A 16,812-nucleotide genomic window follows, 5' to 3' on the forward strand; every position below is an offset into this window, starting at 1 on the left:
GCCATGTCCGACAGCGGAGTTCAGCTGACCGAAGTGCGCAAGAGCTTTGGCTCGATGGAAGTGATCCATGGCGTCAACCTCTCGGTTCCCGACGGCGCCTTCGTGGTGTTCGTCGGGCCATCTGGCTGCGGCAAATCGACATTGTTGCGCATGATCGCCGGCCTTGAAGAGGTGACTGACGGTGAGATTGCCATCAAGGGCCGCGAGGTGACCGACGTCGACCCATCTCAACGCGGCATCGCCATGGTGTTCCAGAGTTACGCGCTCTACCCGCATATGACGGTGCGCGACAATCTGGCCTTCGGGCTGAAGATGCAACGCACCGACAAAGCGGTGATCGATGAGCGCGTGGCGGCAGCCGCGGCAATCCTGAAGATCGAACCGCTGATGGACCGGCGGCCGGGCCAACTGTCCGGTGGACAGCGGCAGCGCGTGGCCATCGGCAGGGCCATCGTGCGCAAGCCGGAGGTATTCCTGTTCGACGAGCCGCTCAGCAACCTCGACGCCGAATTGCGCGTATCCATGCGCGTCGAGATCGCCCGGCTACACCGCGAACTCGGCAACACCATGATCTACGTGACGCACGACCAGACCGAGGCGATGACGCTCGCCGACGTGATTGTCGTACTGCGAGACGGCCGCATCGAGCAGTCGGGCTCACCCCGCACCGTCTACGAGGATCCCGATAACGCCTTCGTCGCCGGCTTCATCGGCTCGCCGCGCATGAACCTCCTCGACGCTATCTGGCGCGGCGATGGCAAGGTGGAGATTGCCGGAAAGACGGAAGCCGCGCCGATCGTCGGTACTGGCCTTGTGCCAGGTGAGAAGGTGACCTTCGGCCTGAGGCCAGAGCATCTCATTGTCGGCGCGGCGGGCGGCATCCAAGCGCGCGTCGACGTACTCGAATATCTTGGCGGCACCCGCTACCTCTATTGCCAGCTCACCGATGGCCAGCCGCTTATCGTCGAATACCGGGATGGGCCGGACGTCCGCTCCGGCGACACCATCACGCTCGGCTGCCCATCGGAGCGGCGCTACATATTCAACGAAGGCGGACAGCGCATCCGCTGACCTCTCCTCCAAACTTCATGAGGCACCTCGGCCCGCGTTTCCCCCACGCGGGCCTTTTCTCGTCCCCACCGCCAGCGGTACGAATTGCCGGCCATTAGGATCTTTTCTGTTCGGTAACCTCAATTTATTCTAATCTTCCTTAAAAGGGGTACCAGCGCCAAGCCGGTCGCCGTCCGTCGTGTGAGTGGGAAGGGACGTTTCATGTGGGCCAAAGGGAAGAAGCCGCCCCCAGGGACCGTCCGCTTCGTCGCCGTCGCGGCATCGCTGTTCTCGACATCGCTTCTTCCTCAACAGGCTGCCGCCTTTGAGCTTTTCGGTCACCGTTTCTTCGAAGCGGCACCCGATCCGGATATATCTCCTGATGCACAGCGCTACACCGTGGCCATCGACACGGTTGGGGCGGACAACGGACTGCACGCAGCCGTGCTCGCCGCTTCGGCTCTCTGGACCGGCCGCGACGACACGCCACCGCCCTCGACCGCCGCCTTCCTGTCTCGAGTGAGCGCCGAATACGGGCGCATCACTGCCACCCTTTACCGCGAAGGACACTATGGTGGCACGGTCGAGATCACCGTAGATGGCCAAGATCCCGACGCCATTGCGCCGGATGCCGTCCTGCCGCAACCGGTGAAGGTGGCGATGCGCGTTACGCCTGGTCCGCTCTTTCGCTTTGGCAAGGTGGAGATCGTCGGCGCTCCGCAGCTTGGGCCGGAGGACGTGGACTTCAAGAAGTCGACGCCAGCCGAGATCGGCCTTGCCGTCGGTGAGCCGGCACTGGCCGGTGCGGTCACAGGGTCGGAAAAGCTGCTGATCGACGACTGGCGACGGCGCGGCCATCCGCTGGCCAGCATCGTCAAGCGTGACACCGTTGCCCAACACGACACGTCGACGCTCGATGTGGCGATCACCGTCGACCCTGGCCCGGCCGCGACGTTCGGACCGCTCGCGGTGACCGGAACCAACCGCATGGATCCCGCGTATACCGCCTGGATGACCGGCGTCGAAGCAGGCCAGCCTTATAGTCCCGCCGTCATCGAGCGTGGGCAGAAAAACCTCCGGCGGCTACAGGTGTTCTCCAGTCAGCGCATAGAGGAAGCCAAGACGCTCGGCCCGAACGGCCAGCTGCCGCTCACCCTCAATGTCGCCGAGCGGCCGCTGCACGTGTTCGGCGGCGGCGTCAGCTATGCCACCGAGGATGGCGCCGGCGTCGAAGCCTACTGGCAGCACCGTAATCTGTTCGGACACGCTGAATCCCTGAAGCTGTCGGGCGCGGTGAATGGCATCGCCGGTGTCGACCCCAAGGATTTCAATTACGATCTTTCGGCGACCTTCAGCCGGCCGGGCGTCATAACGCCATTCACGGACTTCACCGCCGTGCTTGAGGCGAAGCGAGAAACGCCCGACACCTATACCGAGACGGCAATCACCGCGAAGGCTGGGCTCAGCCACGCCATCACCGAACAACTTTCTGCCTCGCTCGGCCTCGGCGTGACCGCCTCCCGCGACAAGGATGCCCAGGGGACCGACAAGTTCCTGCTCTCGGGCCTGCCGCTCGGTCTGACCTACGACAGCCGCGACGACAAGACCGACCCGCATAGCGGCTTCAACGCCAAGGTCAGTGCCGAACCGTTCTACGAGGCGAACTTCGGCAATGCCGGCGTCATCGCCGATGCGTCCATCGCTTCCTACCTGCCTGTTGATCGCGAGGGCCGTTTCGTCATCGCCGGCCGGCTTGCCGTCGGGTCGATCCTTGGCGCGCCGATCGATGAGATGCCCAACGGCCGCCTCTATTACGCCGGTGGTGGCTCGTCGGTGCGGGGCTACGCCTATCGCAGCCTCGGTCCCAAGGAAAATGGCGTGGTGACCGGCGGGTTGTCGCATCTCGACGGCTCGGTCGAGCTGCGGGCCAAGGTGACTGAAAGCTTCGGCGTCGTCGGTTTCCTCGATGCCGGCAATGCCTTCGCCTCAAGCTATCCGGATCTCTCCGAGAGTCTGCGCTTCGCTGCCGGCGCCGGCATCCGCTACTACACCGGCCTCGGACCGGTGCGACTTGATGTGGCGTTGCCGCTCAACCGCGAGCGAGGCGACTCGACCCTCGGTGTCTACATCGGCCTCGGCCAAAGCTTTTAAGGAGGCGACCATATGAAGATCAGAGCCGCCTTCCTCGTCCTCTCCGTCCTTGTCGCGGCGCCCCTGGCGCTGACGCTGGCAGGCGCCCAGGAGGATGACAGCGCCGAGAAGGGCGCTTTCGTCCGCTTCGTCGAGGACAAGATTTCAACGCCCGACCGCAAGATCGAGATTGGCGCCATCAATGGGGCGCTGTCTTCGGATGTGCGCCTGGCTTCGATCAGCGTGTCCGATCGCGAGGGAGCTTGGCTCAGGATCGAGGGTGTACACCTCGTCTGGAGCCGCCTGGCGCTTCTTCGCGGCAACCTCGATATCGAAAGCCTCGACGCCGATAAGATCGAGATCCTCCGCAAGCCGTTGCCCGCGGAAACCGTCGACCCGGCGGCAGGTGAAGGTTTCAGTATGCCAGACCTGCCGGTCTCGGTGAAAGTCGGCCGTCTTTCGGCACCCAACGTCGTTCTTGACGCCTCCGTTCTCGGCGAGGAAGCCCGTCTTGCCGTCACCGCGTCAGCCAATCTCGCCGACGGCTCGCTCGATACCGACCTTGCCATCCGCCGTACGGACAGTAAACCGGGCGAGGTAACCCTCAAGGTCGCCTATGCCGCGCAAGGCAAGGCGCTCGATCTCGACCTCAAGGCCGAAGAGCCGGCCGGGGGTGTCATGGCCGGCCTCCTCAACCTGCCAGGCCGCCCCTCGGTCGGCCTGACGCTGAAAGGTACCGGCCCGCTCGACGAATTTGCCGCCGACTTCGCGCTTACCACCGATGGCATCAATCGCCTCACCGGGCGCACCACCATCGCCCGTGACGGCAATGGCTACCGCTTCGGCTCAGCGCTGGCTGGCGATCTCGGGGCATTGGCGCAGCCCGACTATGCGCTCTATCTTGCCGGCCAATCAGCGTTGGAGATTTCGGGCCGCTTCGACGATGCCGGTCCGATCAGCATCGACAAGCTGGCGCTCACCGGTCCCGTACTGACCTTGCAGGGCTCGGCGGCGTTTGCCGCGGATCATTTCCCGACAGCGATCGACATCGATGGTCGCATTGCCGGTAAAGACGGTGCGCTGCCGCTCGGCGGCGCCAGCGCTACGACGCGGCTCGGTGAAGGCCGGCTCCGCTTTTCCTTCGGTCACGGCGGCGCCTGGAGCCTCGATCTTGCCGCCGAGGGCCTTTCGACGCCGAGCGTCAGTGCCGGCGCGCTGGAGATCAGCGGTCATGGCGCCGCGACCGATCTTGCCGACACCGCAAAGCGCCGCGTCGACTTTACGCTCAGCGGTGGCTCGCGCGGTCTCAGCTTTACCGACGCCGCCGTCGGTACGGCGGTGGGTGGCGAACTGTCGTTTTCCGGCAACGGCCGCTGGGCCACGGATACACCGCTCGCTATCGACCTTCTGAAGCTTGCAACCCCCACCGCCGAGGCATCATTCGCCGGCAAGGTGGAAGAGGGTCGCATCGAAGGCCGGCAGACGCTGTCGGCTGCCTCGCTTGCCCCCTTCTCGGCGCTTGCCGGCCGACCTCTTCAAGGCAGCGTCGAGCTCTCGGGCAATGGTACGCTCGTCCCGACGACCGGTGCCTTCGACCTAACGCTTGACGGCAACGCCGTCGCGCTTTCGACGGACATTGCCCGCCTCGACGGCTTGCTGTCCGGTGAGACGAAGCTGACCGGTCGCGTTGCTCGCGACACGTCGGGTCTCAAGCTCGAGGCCTTCAGGATCGCCAACCCGGCGCTGACTCTGACCGCCGATGGCGACCGTGCTCTCGATCGTACCGATCTCACGGCGACGCTGACGCTACCCGACGTTGGTCGCGTCGAGCCACAGGCCAAGGGGGCGGCCGGCGTCACACTGTCCCTGCGGGGTGGTCGTGGGCCGCTGGATCTGAAGGCGCGGCTTTCTTCCGATCGTCTGACGCTTTCCGGCAATACCTTGGAAGCACTGGGTGTAGACCTTTCCGGCAAGCTTGACGGGGCTGCGTTCGATGGCAACCTCCAAGGAACGGGCCGAGTGAAGGGCAAGCCGCTGACGCTGTCGGCCGGCCTGTCGAGTGCCGCCGACGGTACTCGCCGTCTCGATGGCCTCGCTCTCTCCGTTGCCGACAGTCGGGTGACCGGCGATGTGGTGCTGGGTAGCCAGGGGCTGATGACCGGCCGGCTTGTGGTAGATTCGCCCGACCTCTCTGCGCTGGCGCCGCTGCTGCTGGTCGATCTTGGCGGCCGCCTCAACGCCGATGTGAGCCTTGCCCCCGATGGCAGCCGGCAGTCGGCCAAAGCCAAAATCACGGCGACCGACCTTACAGTCGCCGGCAATCACATTGCCTCCGCCGACGTCGACGCGGCCATTGCCGATCTCCTCGGCGCGCCGAAGATCGACGGTCGCTTTACGGCAAAGGGCCTCGCGACGCCCGCCGCCAGCGTTACCAGCCTTGACGGCACGGCCAAGAGCGATGGCACGGCGACTGCTTTCACCGTCAAGGCCGACGGCATTGCCGCGCCGCAGTTGACCGCCGCCGGTCTCACCGGCTTTGGCGCCACCGCCTCGGGTCGGTTCGAGGGCAATAAGATAAATCTCACTTCGGCCAAGATGACAGGCCCCACCGGTTTCAGTGCCGAAGCGAAGGGCGTCATCCCACTGTCGGGCGGAGGCCTCGCTGTCGACGCCAACGCCGATCTGCCTCTGGCGCTGGCCCAATCCTTTGTCGCTACGCGTGGTACCCGTGTTACCGGTACCGCGAAGGCAACGCTGAAAGCGACCGGCAGCCTGGCATCGCCGGCGTTCTCAGGGCGAGTGACGGTGAGCGGCGCCTCGGTCACCGATCCGCTCACCACCATGCGGCTCGACGCCATCGACCTGGCGCTGCAGCTGACCGGCGACAGTGTCCGCATCGAAAAAGCAAGCGCCACCGTCAAGGGCGGCGGTCGCCTGTCGGCCAACGGCAGCGTCGGCCTTTCCAGCGGCCTGCCGGTGGATATTCGCATCAGTGCGACCAAGGCCCGCTTCACTGACGGCCGGATCGTCACCGCCGACCTCGGCGCGGCGCTCTCAGTCTCCGGCTCGATGATCAACGGGCTCACGGTGTCCGGCAAGGTGGACGTCGCCCGCGCCGAGATTACCGTGCCCGAGGGCGGCGGCGGCGCGCCGGTTCTGATCGACGTCAAGCACAAGAACACGCCTGATGACGTGAACGCGACGCTGAAGCGGATCAACAAGGCGGCCGGCGGTGGCCGGACGAAATCGGGCAGCGGCGGACCATCGGTTGGCCTCGATGTCGTCGTCAACGCGCCGCGCCAGCTGTTCGTGCGCGGTCGCGGCATCGACGCCGAACTCGGAGGCCACCTCACGGTGCGCGGCACACTTGCCGACGTGCAACCGGTGGGGAGTTTCACCCTGATCCGTGGCCGCGTTTCGGTCATCGGGCAGCGTATCACCCTCAACGAAGGCACCGTGACGCTTCAGGGCGATCTCAATCCCTATCTGTCCCTGTCGGCGACCAGCACATCGGATTCGGTGACTGTCACGGCCGCTGTCGAGGGCTACGCCGACAATCCCAGCATCGTGCTCTCTTCGACGCCGGATCTACCGCAGGATGAGATCCTCGCCCGTTTCCTGTTCAAGCGTTCGGTCTCCGACCTGTCGGCCATACAGATTGCCCAATTGGCCGAGGCGGTCACCCAGTTGGCCGGCGGCGGCAGTGGCAACGGCATTCTCGACCGCCTGCGCGCCGGGACCGGTCTCGACGATCTCGACGTGAACACCGATGCCAAAGGCAATTCAGCGGTAACTGCCGGTCGCTATATCAGCAAGAAGGTCTATCTCGGTGTTACCGCCGGCGAGGGCGGGCGAACCGGCGTATCGGTCAACCTCGATATCACCAACGACGTCAAGGCCAGGGCCGAGGCGACGCAAGAGCAATCAAAAGTCGGCGTCTACTTCGAAAAGGAATACTGATCTCTAGCGGCATCGGTGGGGTGAGCCGGAGCTTTGCCGGCGACCCATCTCATTTGTTGCAAAGATCAATTGTATCTCTGTAATCTGTTGGACGGATGGTCGGCGGCCGCGCATTTTTCGCCCCGTTCTTTTTTGTCGCCGGCCCGGTTGTCGCAACTGGCTCGCGGGCGACGCCCGATAGCGAAGGCAAAGCATGCAAACCTACCAGATTCCCAAGAGCGACCTGTCGGTCTCTTCCGTCATCCTCGGCTTGATGCGCATCCCCAAGATGAGCGACACCGAAATACGGACGCTGGTCAACACGGCCATCGAGGCCGGCATCAACATGATGGACCACGCCGACATCTATGGCGGCGAGCTGCACCTTTGCGAGAAGCGTTTCGGCGAGGCGATGAACCTCACGCCAGCTCAGCGCGAGAAGATCGTCATCCAGAGCAAGGCCGGTATCCGCAAGGGTTTCTTCGACTTTTCCGAGGCGCATCTCCTCGATGCGGTCGACGGCTCGCTGAAGGCGCTCAAGACCGACTATCTCGACGTGTTGCTGCTGCACCGCCCCGACGCGTTGGTCGAGCCGGAGGAAGTCGCCGCCGCTTTCGACAAATTGCAGTCGTCCGGCAAGGTACGGAACTTCGGTGTCTCCAACCAGACCCCCGGTCAGATCGAGCTCTTGAAGACGGCAGTGAAGCAGCCGCTCCTCGTCAATCAGGTGCAGCTGTCGATTACCCACGCGCCGCTGATCGCCCAGGGCGTTGCCATCAACATGGCCGGTCTCGAGCAGTCGGTCGATCGCAATCTCGGCCTCCTCGACTATTCGCGCAAGGAAGGGATGACGCTGCAGGCCTGGTCGCCGTTCCAGCGGGGCTTCTTCGACGGCCCGTTCATCGGCGACCGTGAAAACTGCGCCGCTCTCAACGATGCGCTCGACGAGATCGCCGCCGCCCATGGCGTGACGCCGACCGGCATCGCCGTCGCCTGGATCACCCGCCATCCGGCGAAAATGCAGGTGGTGCTCGGTACGACACGCCCCGACCGCGTTAGGGAATGTGTGGCCGGCGCCGGCGTGACCTTGTCGCGCGAGGAGTGGTACCGGTTGTTCACGGCCGCCGGCTACATCGTTCCCTGATTGCCTTTGATGGACGGCGGGAAGGTCTCTTTCCGCCGTCCACCTTTCACCAGCGAAGAGGACAAGAAGATGAGCACGATCGATGCCGGACTGTCCGGCCAATTCAAAATCGGTGACCTCAGAGTCAATCGCCTCGGCTTCGGTGCCATGCGCATCACTGGGAAGGGCATCTGGGGGCCACCCGCCAATCGCACGGCGGCGCTCGCAACGCTCAGGCGGCTGCCGGAGATTGGCGTCAACTTCATCGACACCGCCGACAGCTACGGCCCCGACGTTTCCGAGGAGCTGATCCGCGAGGCCCTCTCTCCCTACAAGGGCTTGCTGGTCGCCACCAAAGGCGGCCTCACCCGTGGCGGCCCCGACCAATGGACGCCGAACGGCCGGCCGGACTATCTGATTGGCCAAGCCAAGAAGAGCCTTGCCAAACTCGGCGTCGAGCGGATCGATCTCTGGCAGTTGCACCGCATCGATCCGAAGGTGCCGCGCGATGAGCAGTTCGGCGCGGTACGCCGCCTCCTCGACGAGGGCATCATCGGCCATGCCGGCTTGTCCGAGGTGTCGGTCGCCGAGATCGAGACGGCGCGGAAGGTATTCCCTGTCGCGACCGTGCAGAACCGCTACAACCTCACCGATCGCGCTAGTCAGGATGTCCTCGCCTATTGCGAGGCCAACGGCATCGGCTTCATTCCCTGGTTCCCGCTGGCGGCCGGCAAGCTGGCCGGGCCGGGTGGCCTCGTCGATCGCATCGCCAAGGCGCACGGCGCCACGGCCGGGCAGGTGGCGCTTGCCTGGCTGCTCCAACGCAGCCCGGTGATGCTGCCGATCCCCGGTACGTCAAGCATCGCCCATCTCGAGGAGAACGTGGCCGCGGCCGGCCTCACGCTCACCGCCGCGGAGATCGCCGAACTCGACGCCGCGTAAAAAGCGCATTGATATACGTGACCGATGCGGCGGCGACACAAATCGCCGCCGTCATCAGGTGAGCGGCCACCAACCCTTCCTCTTCGGGGTCGGATGGGGCATTCTCCCCGCCATGCTCAAAACTTTCTTTTCCTACTATCGCCCCTACCGCGCGCTATTCCTGCTCGACTTCGGCTGCGCCGTCATTGCCGGCCTGCTGGAACTCGGCTTCCCGCTTGCGGTCAAGGTCTACATCGATAGGCTGCTGCCGTCCTCCAACTGGACACTGATCGTCGTCGCGGCCGTGGCTCTGCTGGCCATTTATCTTCTTAGCGCCGGCCTCAACGCCATCGTCGTCTATTTCGGCCACATGCTCGGCATCAACATCGAGACCGAGCTAAGGCGGCGCAGTTTCGACCATCTGCAAAAACTCTCGTTCCGCTATTTCGACAATCAGAAATCGGGCCACCTGGTTGCCCGGCTGACCAAGGATCTCGAGGAAATCGGCGAGATTGCCCATCACGGGCCGGAAGACATATTCATCGCCGTGATGACCTTTTTCGGCGCTTTCCTGCTGATGCTGTCGGTCAATGTGGAGCTGGCACTGATCACCGCCGCTATCGTGCCGGCCGTCGCCTTCATCACTGCCCGCTACGGTGGCCGCATGACCGAGAACTGGCATCAGCTCTATGGGCGCGTCGCCGGCTTCAATGTGCGTATTGAGGAGAACGTGGGCGGCATGCGCGTCGTGCAAGCGTTTGCCAACGAAGACTACGAGCGACGGCTGTTCGCCGTCGACAATTCCGCCTACCGCACCACCAAGCTCGCCGCTTACAGGCTGATGGCCGCCACCAACGCGCTATCCTTCCTGTCGATGCGGCTCGTGCAACTGGTGGTGCTGATCGCCGGCAGCCGGCTGGTGCTGATGGGCGAGCTGACGGCCGGCGGCTTCGTCGGTTTCCTGTTGCTGGTCGGCGTGTTCTTCCGTCCGGTCGAAAAGATCAACGCGGTCATCGAGACCTATCCGAAGGGCATCGCGGGCTTCCGCCGTTATCTCGGTTTCCTTTCCACCGAGCCGGATATCGCCGACCGGCCGGGCGCCGTTGCCGCGCCGCCCTTCCGGGGCCATGTGCGCTTTTCGGGCGTCGGCTTCAGCTATGGTGGTGACCGATCGCTGTTTTCGGGCATCAACCTCGATATCGCGGCTGGCGAAACGATTGCCTTCGTCGGCCCATCCGGCGTCGGCAAGACGACCCTCTGCTCGCTGCTGCCGCGCTTCTATGAGGTGACGGAAGGCGCCATCTCCATCGATGGCATGGATATTCGCGACATGACCGTCGCCTCACTGAGGCGGCAGATCGGCATCGTCCAGCAGGACGTGTTCCTGTTCGGCGGCACCATCAGAGAGAACATCGCCTATGGCAAGCTCGACGCTTCGGAGGCGGACATCGCCGCCGCCGCCGCGCGGGCTCAGCTGGGCGACTTCCTGTCGGAACTGCCAGACGGGCTCGACACCATCGTCGGTGAGCGCGGCGTCAAGCTTTCCGGCGGACAGAAGCAGCGCATCGCCATCGCCCGCATGTTCCTCAAGGATCCGCCGATCCTGATCCTCGACGAGGCGACCTCGGCGCTGGATACGGCAACCGAACGCGAAATCCAGACCTCGCTCGCCGAGCTCGCCAAGGGAAGAACGTCGCTGGTCATTGCCCACCGGCTCAGCACCATCCGCAACGCCGACCGCATTGTCGTGGTCGACACCGATGGCATCGCCGAACAAGGCAGCCACGACGACCTTCTCAAACGGGGCGGCGGCTACGCTCGGCTTTACGCGGCCGGCGGCTGAGCAGCCCTCGCCTCCACCGTCAGGTGGACGATCTCATGCACGGACCGAAGGCGGCGGCGGACATCATCGGCGTCGTCGCCAACGACCGAGACGATGGCGGCATGACCGGCCGGACCGATACGCCACAGATGAAGGTCGACGACGCGGGTATCCGCATCCTCTTCGACCAGTTCACGGATCTCGGCCTCTACATGGGGGTCGGTCATGTCGAGCAGTACCGCCGACGCGGCGCGCATCAGCGACCATGACCAGACGGCAATGACGGCGGCGCCGACGAGTCCCATCGCGGGGTCGAGCCAGGTCCAGCCGAGGAAGCGACCACCAAGCAGCGCGGCAATCGCCAAAACCGAGGTCAGCGCATCGGCCAGCACATGGACGTAGGCGGAGCGCAGATTGTTGTCATGGCGATGGTCGGCCGCTTCGTGGTGGTGGTCGCCGTGATCGTGATGATGATGGTCGTGGTGGTGATCAGGACCAAGAAGCGCCGCGCTCACGAGGTTGACCACGAGGCCGAGCACGGCGATCGCCGTTGCCTGATCAAAGGCCACCGGCTGCGGGTTGAAGAACCGCAGAAGGGACTCAACTGCGATGCCCAGCGCAACCAGGCCAAGCACCAGCGCCGACGCAAAGCCGGCGAGGTCGCCTATCTTGCCAGTTCCGAAAGTGAACCGTCGCTCGCCGGCATAGCGCCGAGCCAGAAGATAGGCGCTTGCTGCCACCGTCAGCGCGCCGGCATGGGTGGCCATGTGGAAGCCGTCCGCGAGCAAGGCCATCGAGTTGAACAGCAAGCCGGCCACGATCTCGCCGACCATCATGCCCAGCGTCAGGACGACGACCCACAATACGCGACGCGTATTGCGATCATGGTCGTGCCCGAGGAAAACATGGTCATGGACCAGGTCGTCGGCGCCTGACTGCTGCATTGCCAATCCTCACTTTCCGTACCGACGAATAGCGGCCATCAACTCGTCGGCCGCCGCCGACCGTGCGGCGTCGTCAATGCCAGGACGGGCCACGTGCTCGCGCAGGTGCCCCTCGATCAGTTCGTCCATCAAGCCGAGCACGGCACCACGGACGCCGGCCACCTGATGCAGGACGACCGCACAGTCCGTCTCGTCCTCAAGGGCTTTCTCGATGGCGGCCATCTGCCCGGCGATGCGCCGGACGCGTGCGAGCAAGGGTTTTTTGTTTGTGGTGGTGTGCATGATAGGATACCCCCCTATCCTATATGAAAGAGTGTCTGTGGCAAGGACCGTTTAGTCGGCCATCGTAATTGGTCCGCCTTCACGGTCCAATGAAAACAGTCCACCAATGCGGTTCAAGGCAAAACCTTGGAAATCTATGACCGCGAACCAGCACAGCCAAGATGCGCCGTGTCCAGTGCCTGATTCTCGAGAGGCGGAAGGCCCGACGGTATCCGATGCTGCCGTGTTCGTGATTAAGAGAGCGGCGCGTCTCCTATTATAGGTAGCTGATCCATAGCCGCTCTCCGAGGAGACCATATTGGCCAAGCATCGCTTCCGCATCACAGTCGACGCCATTTCCGAGACCCCAGGCCAGCCGCTGACCTTCGAGTTCGGTAGCCATGACGACCTGATTGGCCTGGCCAACCGCCTAGGCAAAACCGGCGATGAAGACCTTCTGTTCTTTGTCGGCCTCAAGATGTTCGGGGAGGCGCTGCTTGCCCGCAAGGACGATCCGCTTCTCAAGGATTTCCGGCCGCATTTCGGCGAGCTGATGAAATCGATCAAGGGACAGAGGACCTAGGGCCCAATGAAAAAGCCGGCACCCTGCGGGGATGCCGGCTTTCTTCTTGTATGGACCGACCCGGTTCCGGGTCGGTTGTCGGCGGAGGAGCGGTCTGTCGCTTTTATATCCGAGGGTCGATCAGCGCTTCGGCTCGGCGATCCAGGGCGCCATCGACACGTCGGCCTTGGAGAACTGCGGCAGCTTGGCCGCGAGGTCGTCCATGTTCTTGATGCCCTTCTCAAGGAGCATCTTCTGGGTGATCAGCGTCGGCGGCACCACCACCTGCTTACCGGTTTCGACACCAGCGAGCTGCAGGGCCAGCGTGCGCACGCAGACTTCGCCGACCACTGCGGACGATGTGGCCGCCGAGGCTGCCCAAGCGCTCTTATCTTCGACCATGGCCGAGATATCCGGGGTCGAGATGTCGGCCGAGTAGATCTTGATTTTCTCGTTGAGGCCGGCCTCGTCGACGGCGGTCTTGGCACCCTTGGCGAATTCGTCATAGGGGGCGAAGATGACGGAGATGTCGGGGTTGGCGCGCAGCACCGCCGCCGTCTGATCGGCCACCGAGTTGGCGATGGGGTTGTTCATGGTGCCCCAATGCGCCACTTCCTTGATGCCGGGATACTTCTTCTTGAAGGCCTGCCAGGTCTCGTCGCGACGGTCGAGCGGCGCGATGCCCGGCACGTAGACGTAACCGGCCGTAAAGCTTTCGCCGTTGTCAGCGATCGCCTGTTCAAGGGCGAGGCGAGCAAGCTCGCGATCGTTCTGCTCGATCTGCGGAATCGCCTCGTTCTCGCAGTTGACGTCGAAGGCGACGACCTTGAAGCCTTCCTGCACGGCCTGGGCGGCCGGATCCTTCAGCGTCTCGGTCAGGCCGTGCTGCAGGATGATGCCGTCGACGCCGAGGTTCATCGCCTGCTGCAGCATTTCCGCCTGCAGCGCCGCGTCCTGGCGGGAATCGAGCACGTGCAGGTCAAACCCGAGCGCCTCGGCCTGGCGCGTCACACCGGCCAGATAGAACTGGAAGAAGTCGCCGGTGGAGAGATAGCGTACCAGCGCGATCTTGATCTTGCGCTCACCGACGATGCCGGGGGCGCCGGCAATGCCTTCGGCGAAGGCGGCGCGCAGCGGCAGGGCACTGGCAACCGATGCGGTGGCAAGGCCGGCAAGAAATGTCCGTCTGTCGATCGTTGTCATTTTCTCACTCCTCAAATGACGTTTCCGTTGATCTTTCCCGGGCGCGCCTCCTCCGCGCGCCGCGTTTTCCAAGTGGGGCCGGAGCCGGCTCAGCGACGCTGCGAGGAGGCGAAGCCGAAGGTGAACAGCAGGGCGAACACAAGGACGAGGCCCTTGACGAAGTCCTGCGCGTAATAAGGGGCGTTGAGCATGGTGAGGCCGTTGAGCAGCGTACCGACGAACAGCGCACCGATGGCCGTACCGAATACGTTGGGCTTCTTGGCGCCAAGCACCGCGTAGCCGATCAGCGCGGCGGCCACCGAATCGAGCAGCAGCGACGATCCGGAGGTGACATCGCCACGGCCGACGCGGGCGGCGAGCAGGATGCCGCCGATCGAGGCGAACAGGCCGGAGATCATGTAGGCGGCGATCTTGTAACGCTCGACCGGTGCGCCGGCGAGACGGGTGGCCTTCTCATTGCCGCCGATGGCGTAGAGCACGCGGCCATAACGCGAGCGCTCCATGAACACCCAGAGGATGATGGCGGCCACCAGCATGATGATCACCGGCAGCGGGATCAGGTCGAACAGCCGGTAGCGGCCGAGCGCCAGGAAGGCGTCAGTGAAGGTGCCGGTCGCCGCCGAGCCGTCCGACAGCGTCATACCCTTGGCGATCGAGCGGCCACCGGTCGGGATGAGCTGCAAGCCGAGCAGCAAGAACATCATGCCGAGCGTCGCCAGAAGATCGGGAATGCGGCCCTTGACGATCAAAACGCCGTTGAGGAAGCCGATGAAGGCCCCGAGCAGCAGGCAGACGACGACCGCGAGGAAGGTGCCCTGGTTGAGGATCACCATCACGTAGCTCGACGCCATCAGCGACATGGCCGCCGTCGAACCGATGGATAGGTCAAAGCCGGCGATGGCGAGCGTGACGGTAACCCCAAGCGCCAGAAGCGCCGTCACCGACACGGCCTGCAGGATGGAGAACATATTGCGGGCGTTGGCGAAGGCCGGCTCAAGACGCCAGAAGACGATGACCATGATGGCCAGAATGATCAGAAGGCCGAACTTGATGACGAAGTCCTTGAACGAGAAGACGGACTTTGACGCGCCAGCTTGCGCGGCGGCCGTCGGCGCGGCCGGAGTGGGAGCCGGATTCGGGGATGGGGTGCTCATGATGGAAGCCTTTTGTCTTTTCAAGCGTCAGGCGAAAGTTGCGTGGGTACCGGCGCCGCTGATCTCGGCGACCAGAGCGTCAAGCGACAGCCCGTCGACCGAATGGCCACCGACCACCGAGAAATCGCGCATGACGATGATTCGGTCGGCGATTTCGGTCGCCTCCTCAAGATCGGCGCAGATGACCAGCGTTGCCCGGCCAGCAGCCGTTTCACGCAGCCGTCGGCCGATATCCTGGCGGGCGCCGATATCGACGCCTTGGAACGGCTCATCGAGGATAAGCAGACGACAGGGCTGGATCAGCCAACGTCCAAGCACGACCTTTTGCTGGTTGCCACCCGACAGTGAACCGATCGGTACGTCGATGGACGCGCATTTGATGGCGAGGTTGGCGACCTGTCCGGTGGCCGCTCGCCGTTCCTGGTCCGGCACGACCAGAGCGAGCTTGGAAAAATGCCTCAGGAAAGGCAGTGTCATGTTGTGCAGAACGGAAAACTCGGAGACCAGCGACGAATTGCCACGGTCCTCGTGCGCCATGAACACGCCGCCAGCGATCGCCTCCTGTGGCGAAGTGGCGCGAAGCGGCTTGCCATCGATCGTCACCGAACCGGTGTGAGCGGTGGCCGTGCCGAACAGGCACTCGGCGAACTCGGTCTTGCCTGCACCGATCAGACCGGTCAGCACCACCACCTCGCCTTCCCGAAGATCGAGGTCGAATGGCGCAGAGGTTGGCGTGAGGGCAAAATCGCGAATCTCGACCACCGTTCGGCCGCCAGCGACGGCGCTGTAGGCACCTTCGCGGAGGCGATGACCGACCATGGCGTGGACGATGCCATCGAAATCGAGCGGACGGACAAATTCGGCGCGGGTGCGGCCGTCGCGCATGACGACCGCCCGGTCGGCGAGGCGACGGATGTCGGACATGCGATGGCTGATGTAGATGATGGCGACGCCACGTGCCCTCAGGTCCTCGATCAGCGCGAACAGCCGAGCTGCTTCCGCTTCCGACAAAGAGGAGGTTGGCTCGTCGAGAATCAGTACCTTGGGATCGTGCGACAGAGCGCGGGCGATGGCGACGAGCTGTCGCTCGGCCTGACCAAGTTCGCTCATCGCCTTGCCGAGCGGCAGATCGAGGCCAAGGATCGCCTGGATCTCGCGCGCTCGGGCCGTGATGACCGCCCGGCTCAGAAGCATCGGCCCCTCGGGCCGGCAGATCTCATCGAGCGCCAGATTCTCGGCAACGGTGAGCTGTTGCACGACGCCGTCGTTGATGATCTGGTGAACGGTGTGGATGCCGGCGGCGCAGGCCTCAAGCGGCGAGCGGAAAGTCACCGTCTCGCCATCGATTTCCATCGTTCCGGAATCAGCGGGATGCACACCGCAGAGAATCTTGATCAGCGTCGACTTGCCGGCGCCATTGGCGCCCATCAGCGCCAGCACCTCGCCACGTCGAATGTCGAGATCGACATCGATGACCGCATGCGTGCTGCCGAAACGCTTGTTCAGCCCACGGATGCGGATCACCTCCCTCCCTGGTTCTGTCATGCCGAAAACCGCCTCCACGGATGTTTGGCAGAGGGTCTCCTCCGACCCGATGGCGGCCAACCTAGTCACCCAAACATCAATTGTCAATCGATCTTGACAAATGACAAAAACCGGAACAACTTCCGCTTCCAGCGACCTCTGCCAGCATCGAGGAGCGA

The 16,812-nt window shown here is 63.9% G+C and carries 12 protein-coding genes; 7 read left to right on the forward strand and 5 right to left on the reverse strand.

Annotated features, from left to right (window positions below):
* Positions 1–3: 3 nt before the first annotated feature.
* The 6 genes from AB6N07_RS00920 to AB6N07_RS00945 all read left to right on the forward strand — a co-directional run bounded on the left by AB6N07_RS00920 (position 4) and on the right by AB6N07_RS00945 (position 11,006).
* Positions 4–1,071 (forward strand): ABC transporter ATP-binding protein, encoded by a 1,068-nt coding sequence (locus AB6N07_RS00920; protein WP_370675961.1) that lies wholly within the window; start codon positions 4–6, stop codon positions 1,069–1,071.
* Positions 1,072–1,272: 201 nt separating this feature from the next.
* A complete protein-coding gene (locus tag AB6N07_RS00925) occupies positions 1,273–3,201 on the forward strand; it encodes an autotransporter assembly complex family protein (protein ID WP_370675962.1) in 1,929 nt (642 codons plus the stop codon).
* 12 nt (positions 3,202–3,213) lie between these two features.
* Positions 3,214–7,140 carry a translocation/assembly module TamB domain-containing protein gene (locus tag AB6N07_RS00930; RefSeq protein ID WP_370675963.1) on the forward strand — a complete coding sequence of 1,309 codons (3,927 nt, stop codon included), beginning with the start codon at positions 3,214–3,216 and terminating at the stop codon, positions 7,138–7,140.
* Positions 7,141–7,333: 193 nt separating this feature from the next.
* Complete coding sequence (locus AB6N07_RS00935) at positions 7,334–8,263, forward strand: aldo/keto reductase family oxidoreductase (protein ID WP_370675964.1); 930 nt, start codon at positions 7,334–7,336, stop codon at positions 8,261–8,263.
* A gap of 69 nt (positions 8,264–8,332) precedes the next feature.
* Complete coding sequence (locus tag AB6N07_RS00940) at positions 8,333–9,184, forward strand: aldo/keto reductase (RefSeq protein ID WP_370675965.1); 852 nt, start codon at positions 8,333–8,335, stop codon at positions 9,182–9,184.
* A 112-nt stretch (positions 9,185–9,296) separates the two neighbouring features.
* Entirely contained in the window at positions 9,297–11,006 is a 1,710-nt protein-coding gene (locus AB6N07_RS00945) for an ABC transporter ATP-binding protein (RefSeq protein ID WP_370675966.1), read from the forward strand.
* Here AB6N07_RS00945 and dmeF read toward each other — a convergent pair.
* Both dmeF and AB6N07_RS00955 read right to left on the reverse strand, forming a co-directional pair.
* Complete coding sequence (gene dmeF / locus AB6N07_RS00950; protein WP_370675967.1) at positions 10,988–11,929, reverse strand: CDF family Co(II)/Ni(II) efflux transporter DmeF; 942 nt, start codon at positions 11,927–11,929, stop codon at positions 10,988–10,990. The genes AB6N07_RS00945 and dmeF overlap by 19 nt on opposite strands.
* A 9-nt stretch (positions 11,930–11,938) precedes the next feature.
* Positions 11,939–12,211, reverse strand: a complete 273-nt coding sequence (locus tag AB6N07_RS00955; protein WP_370675968.1) for a metal/formaldehyde-sensitive transcriptional repressor — start codon at positions 12,209–12,211, stop codon at positions 11,939–11,941.
* A gap of 298 nt (positions 12,212–12,509) precedes the next feature.
* Here AB6N07_RS00955 and AB6N07_RS00960 point away from each other — a divergent pair, with 298 nt between their 5' ends.
* Entirely contained in the window at positions 12,510–12,773 is a 264-nt protein-coding gene (locus tag AB6N07_RS00960) for a DUF3861 family protein (RefSeq protein ID WP_370675969.1), read from the forward strand.
* A 120-nt stretch (positions 12,774–12,893) separates the two neighbouring features.
* Here AB6N07_RS00960 and AB6N07_RS00965 read toward each other — a convergent pair whose 3' ends face one another.
* From AB6N07_RS00965 to AB6N07_RS00975, 3 genes are all read right to left on the reverse strand, one after another.
* Positions 12,894–13,955 (reverse strand): substrate-binding domain-containing protein, encoded by a 1,062-nt coding sequence (locus AB6N07_RS00965; protein WP_370675970.1) that lies wholly within the window; start codon positions 13,953–13,955, stop codon positions 12,894–12,896.
* 89 nt (positions 13,956–14,044) lie between these two features.
* The gene (locus AB6N07_RS00970) at positions 14,045–15,109 is read right to left on the reverse strand and encodes an ABC transporter permease (RefSeq protein ID WP_370675971.1); all 1,065 of its coding nucleotides are present in this window, start codon (positions 15,107–15,109) and stop codon (positions 14,045–14,047) included.
* Positions 15,110–15,136: 27 nt separating this feature from the next.
* Positions 15,137–16,654: a sugar ABC transporter ATP-binding protein gene (locus AB6N07_RS00975; protein WP_370675972.1), complete on the reverse strand. Its 1,518-nt coding sequence runs from the start codon at positions 16,652–16,654 to the stop codon at positions 15,137–15,139.
* Positions 16,655–16,812: the final 158 nt, after the last annotated feature.

It is taken from the genome of Pleomorphomonas sp. PLEO (genome assembly GCF_041320595.1).
Classification (GTDB): Bacteria; Pseudomonadota; Alphaproteobacteria; order Rhizobiales; family Pleomorphomonadaceae; genus Pleomorphomonas.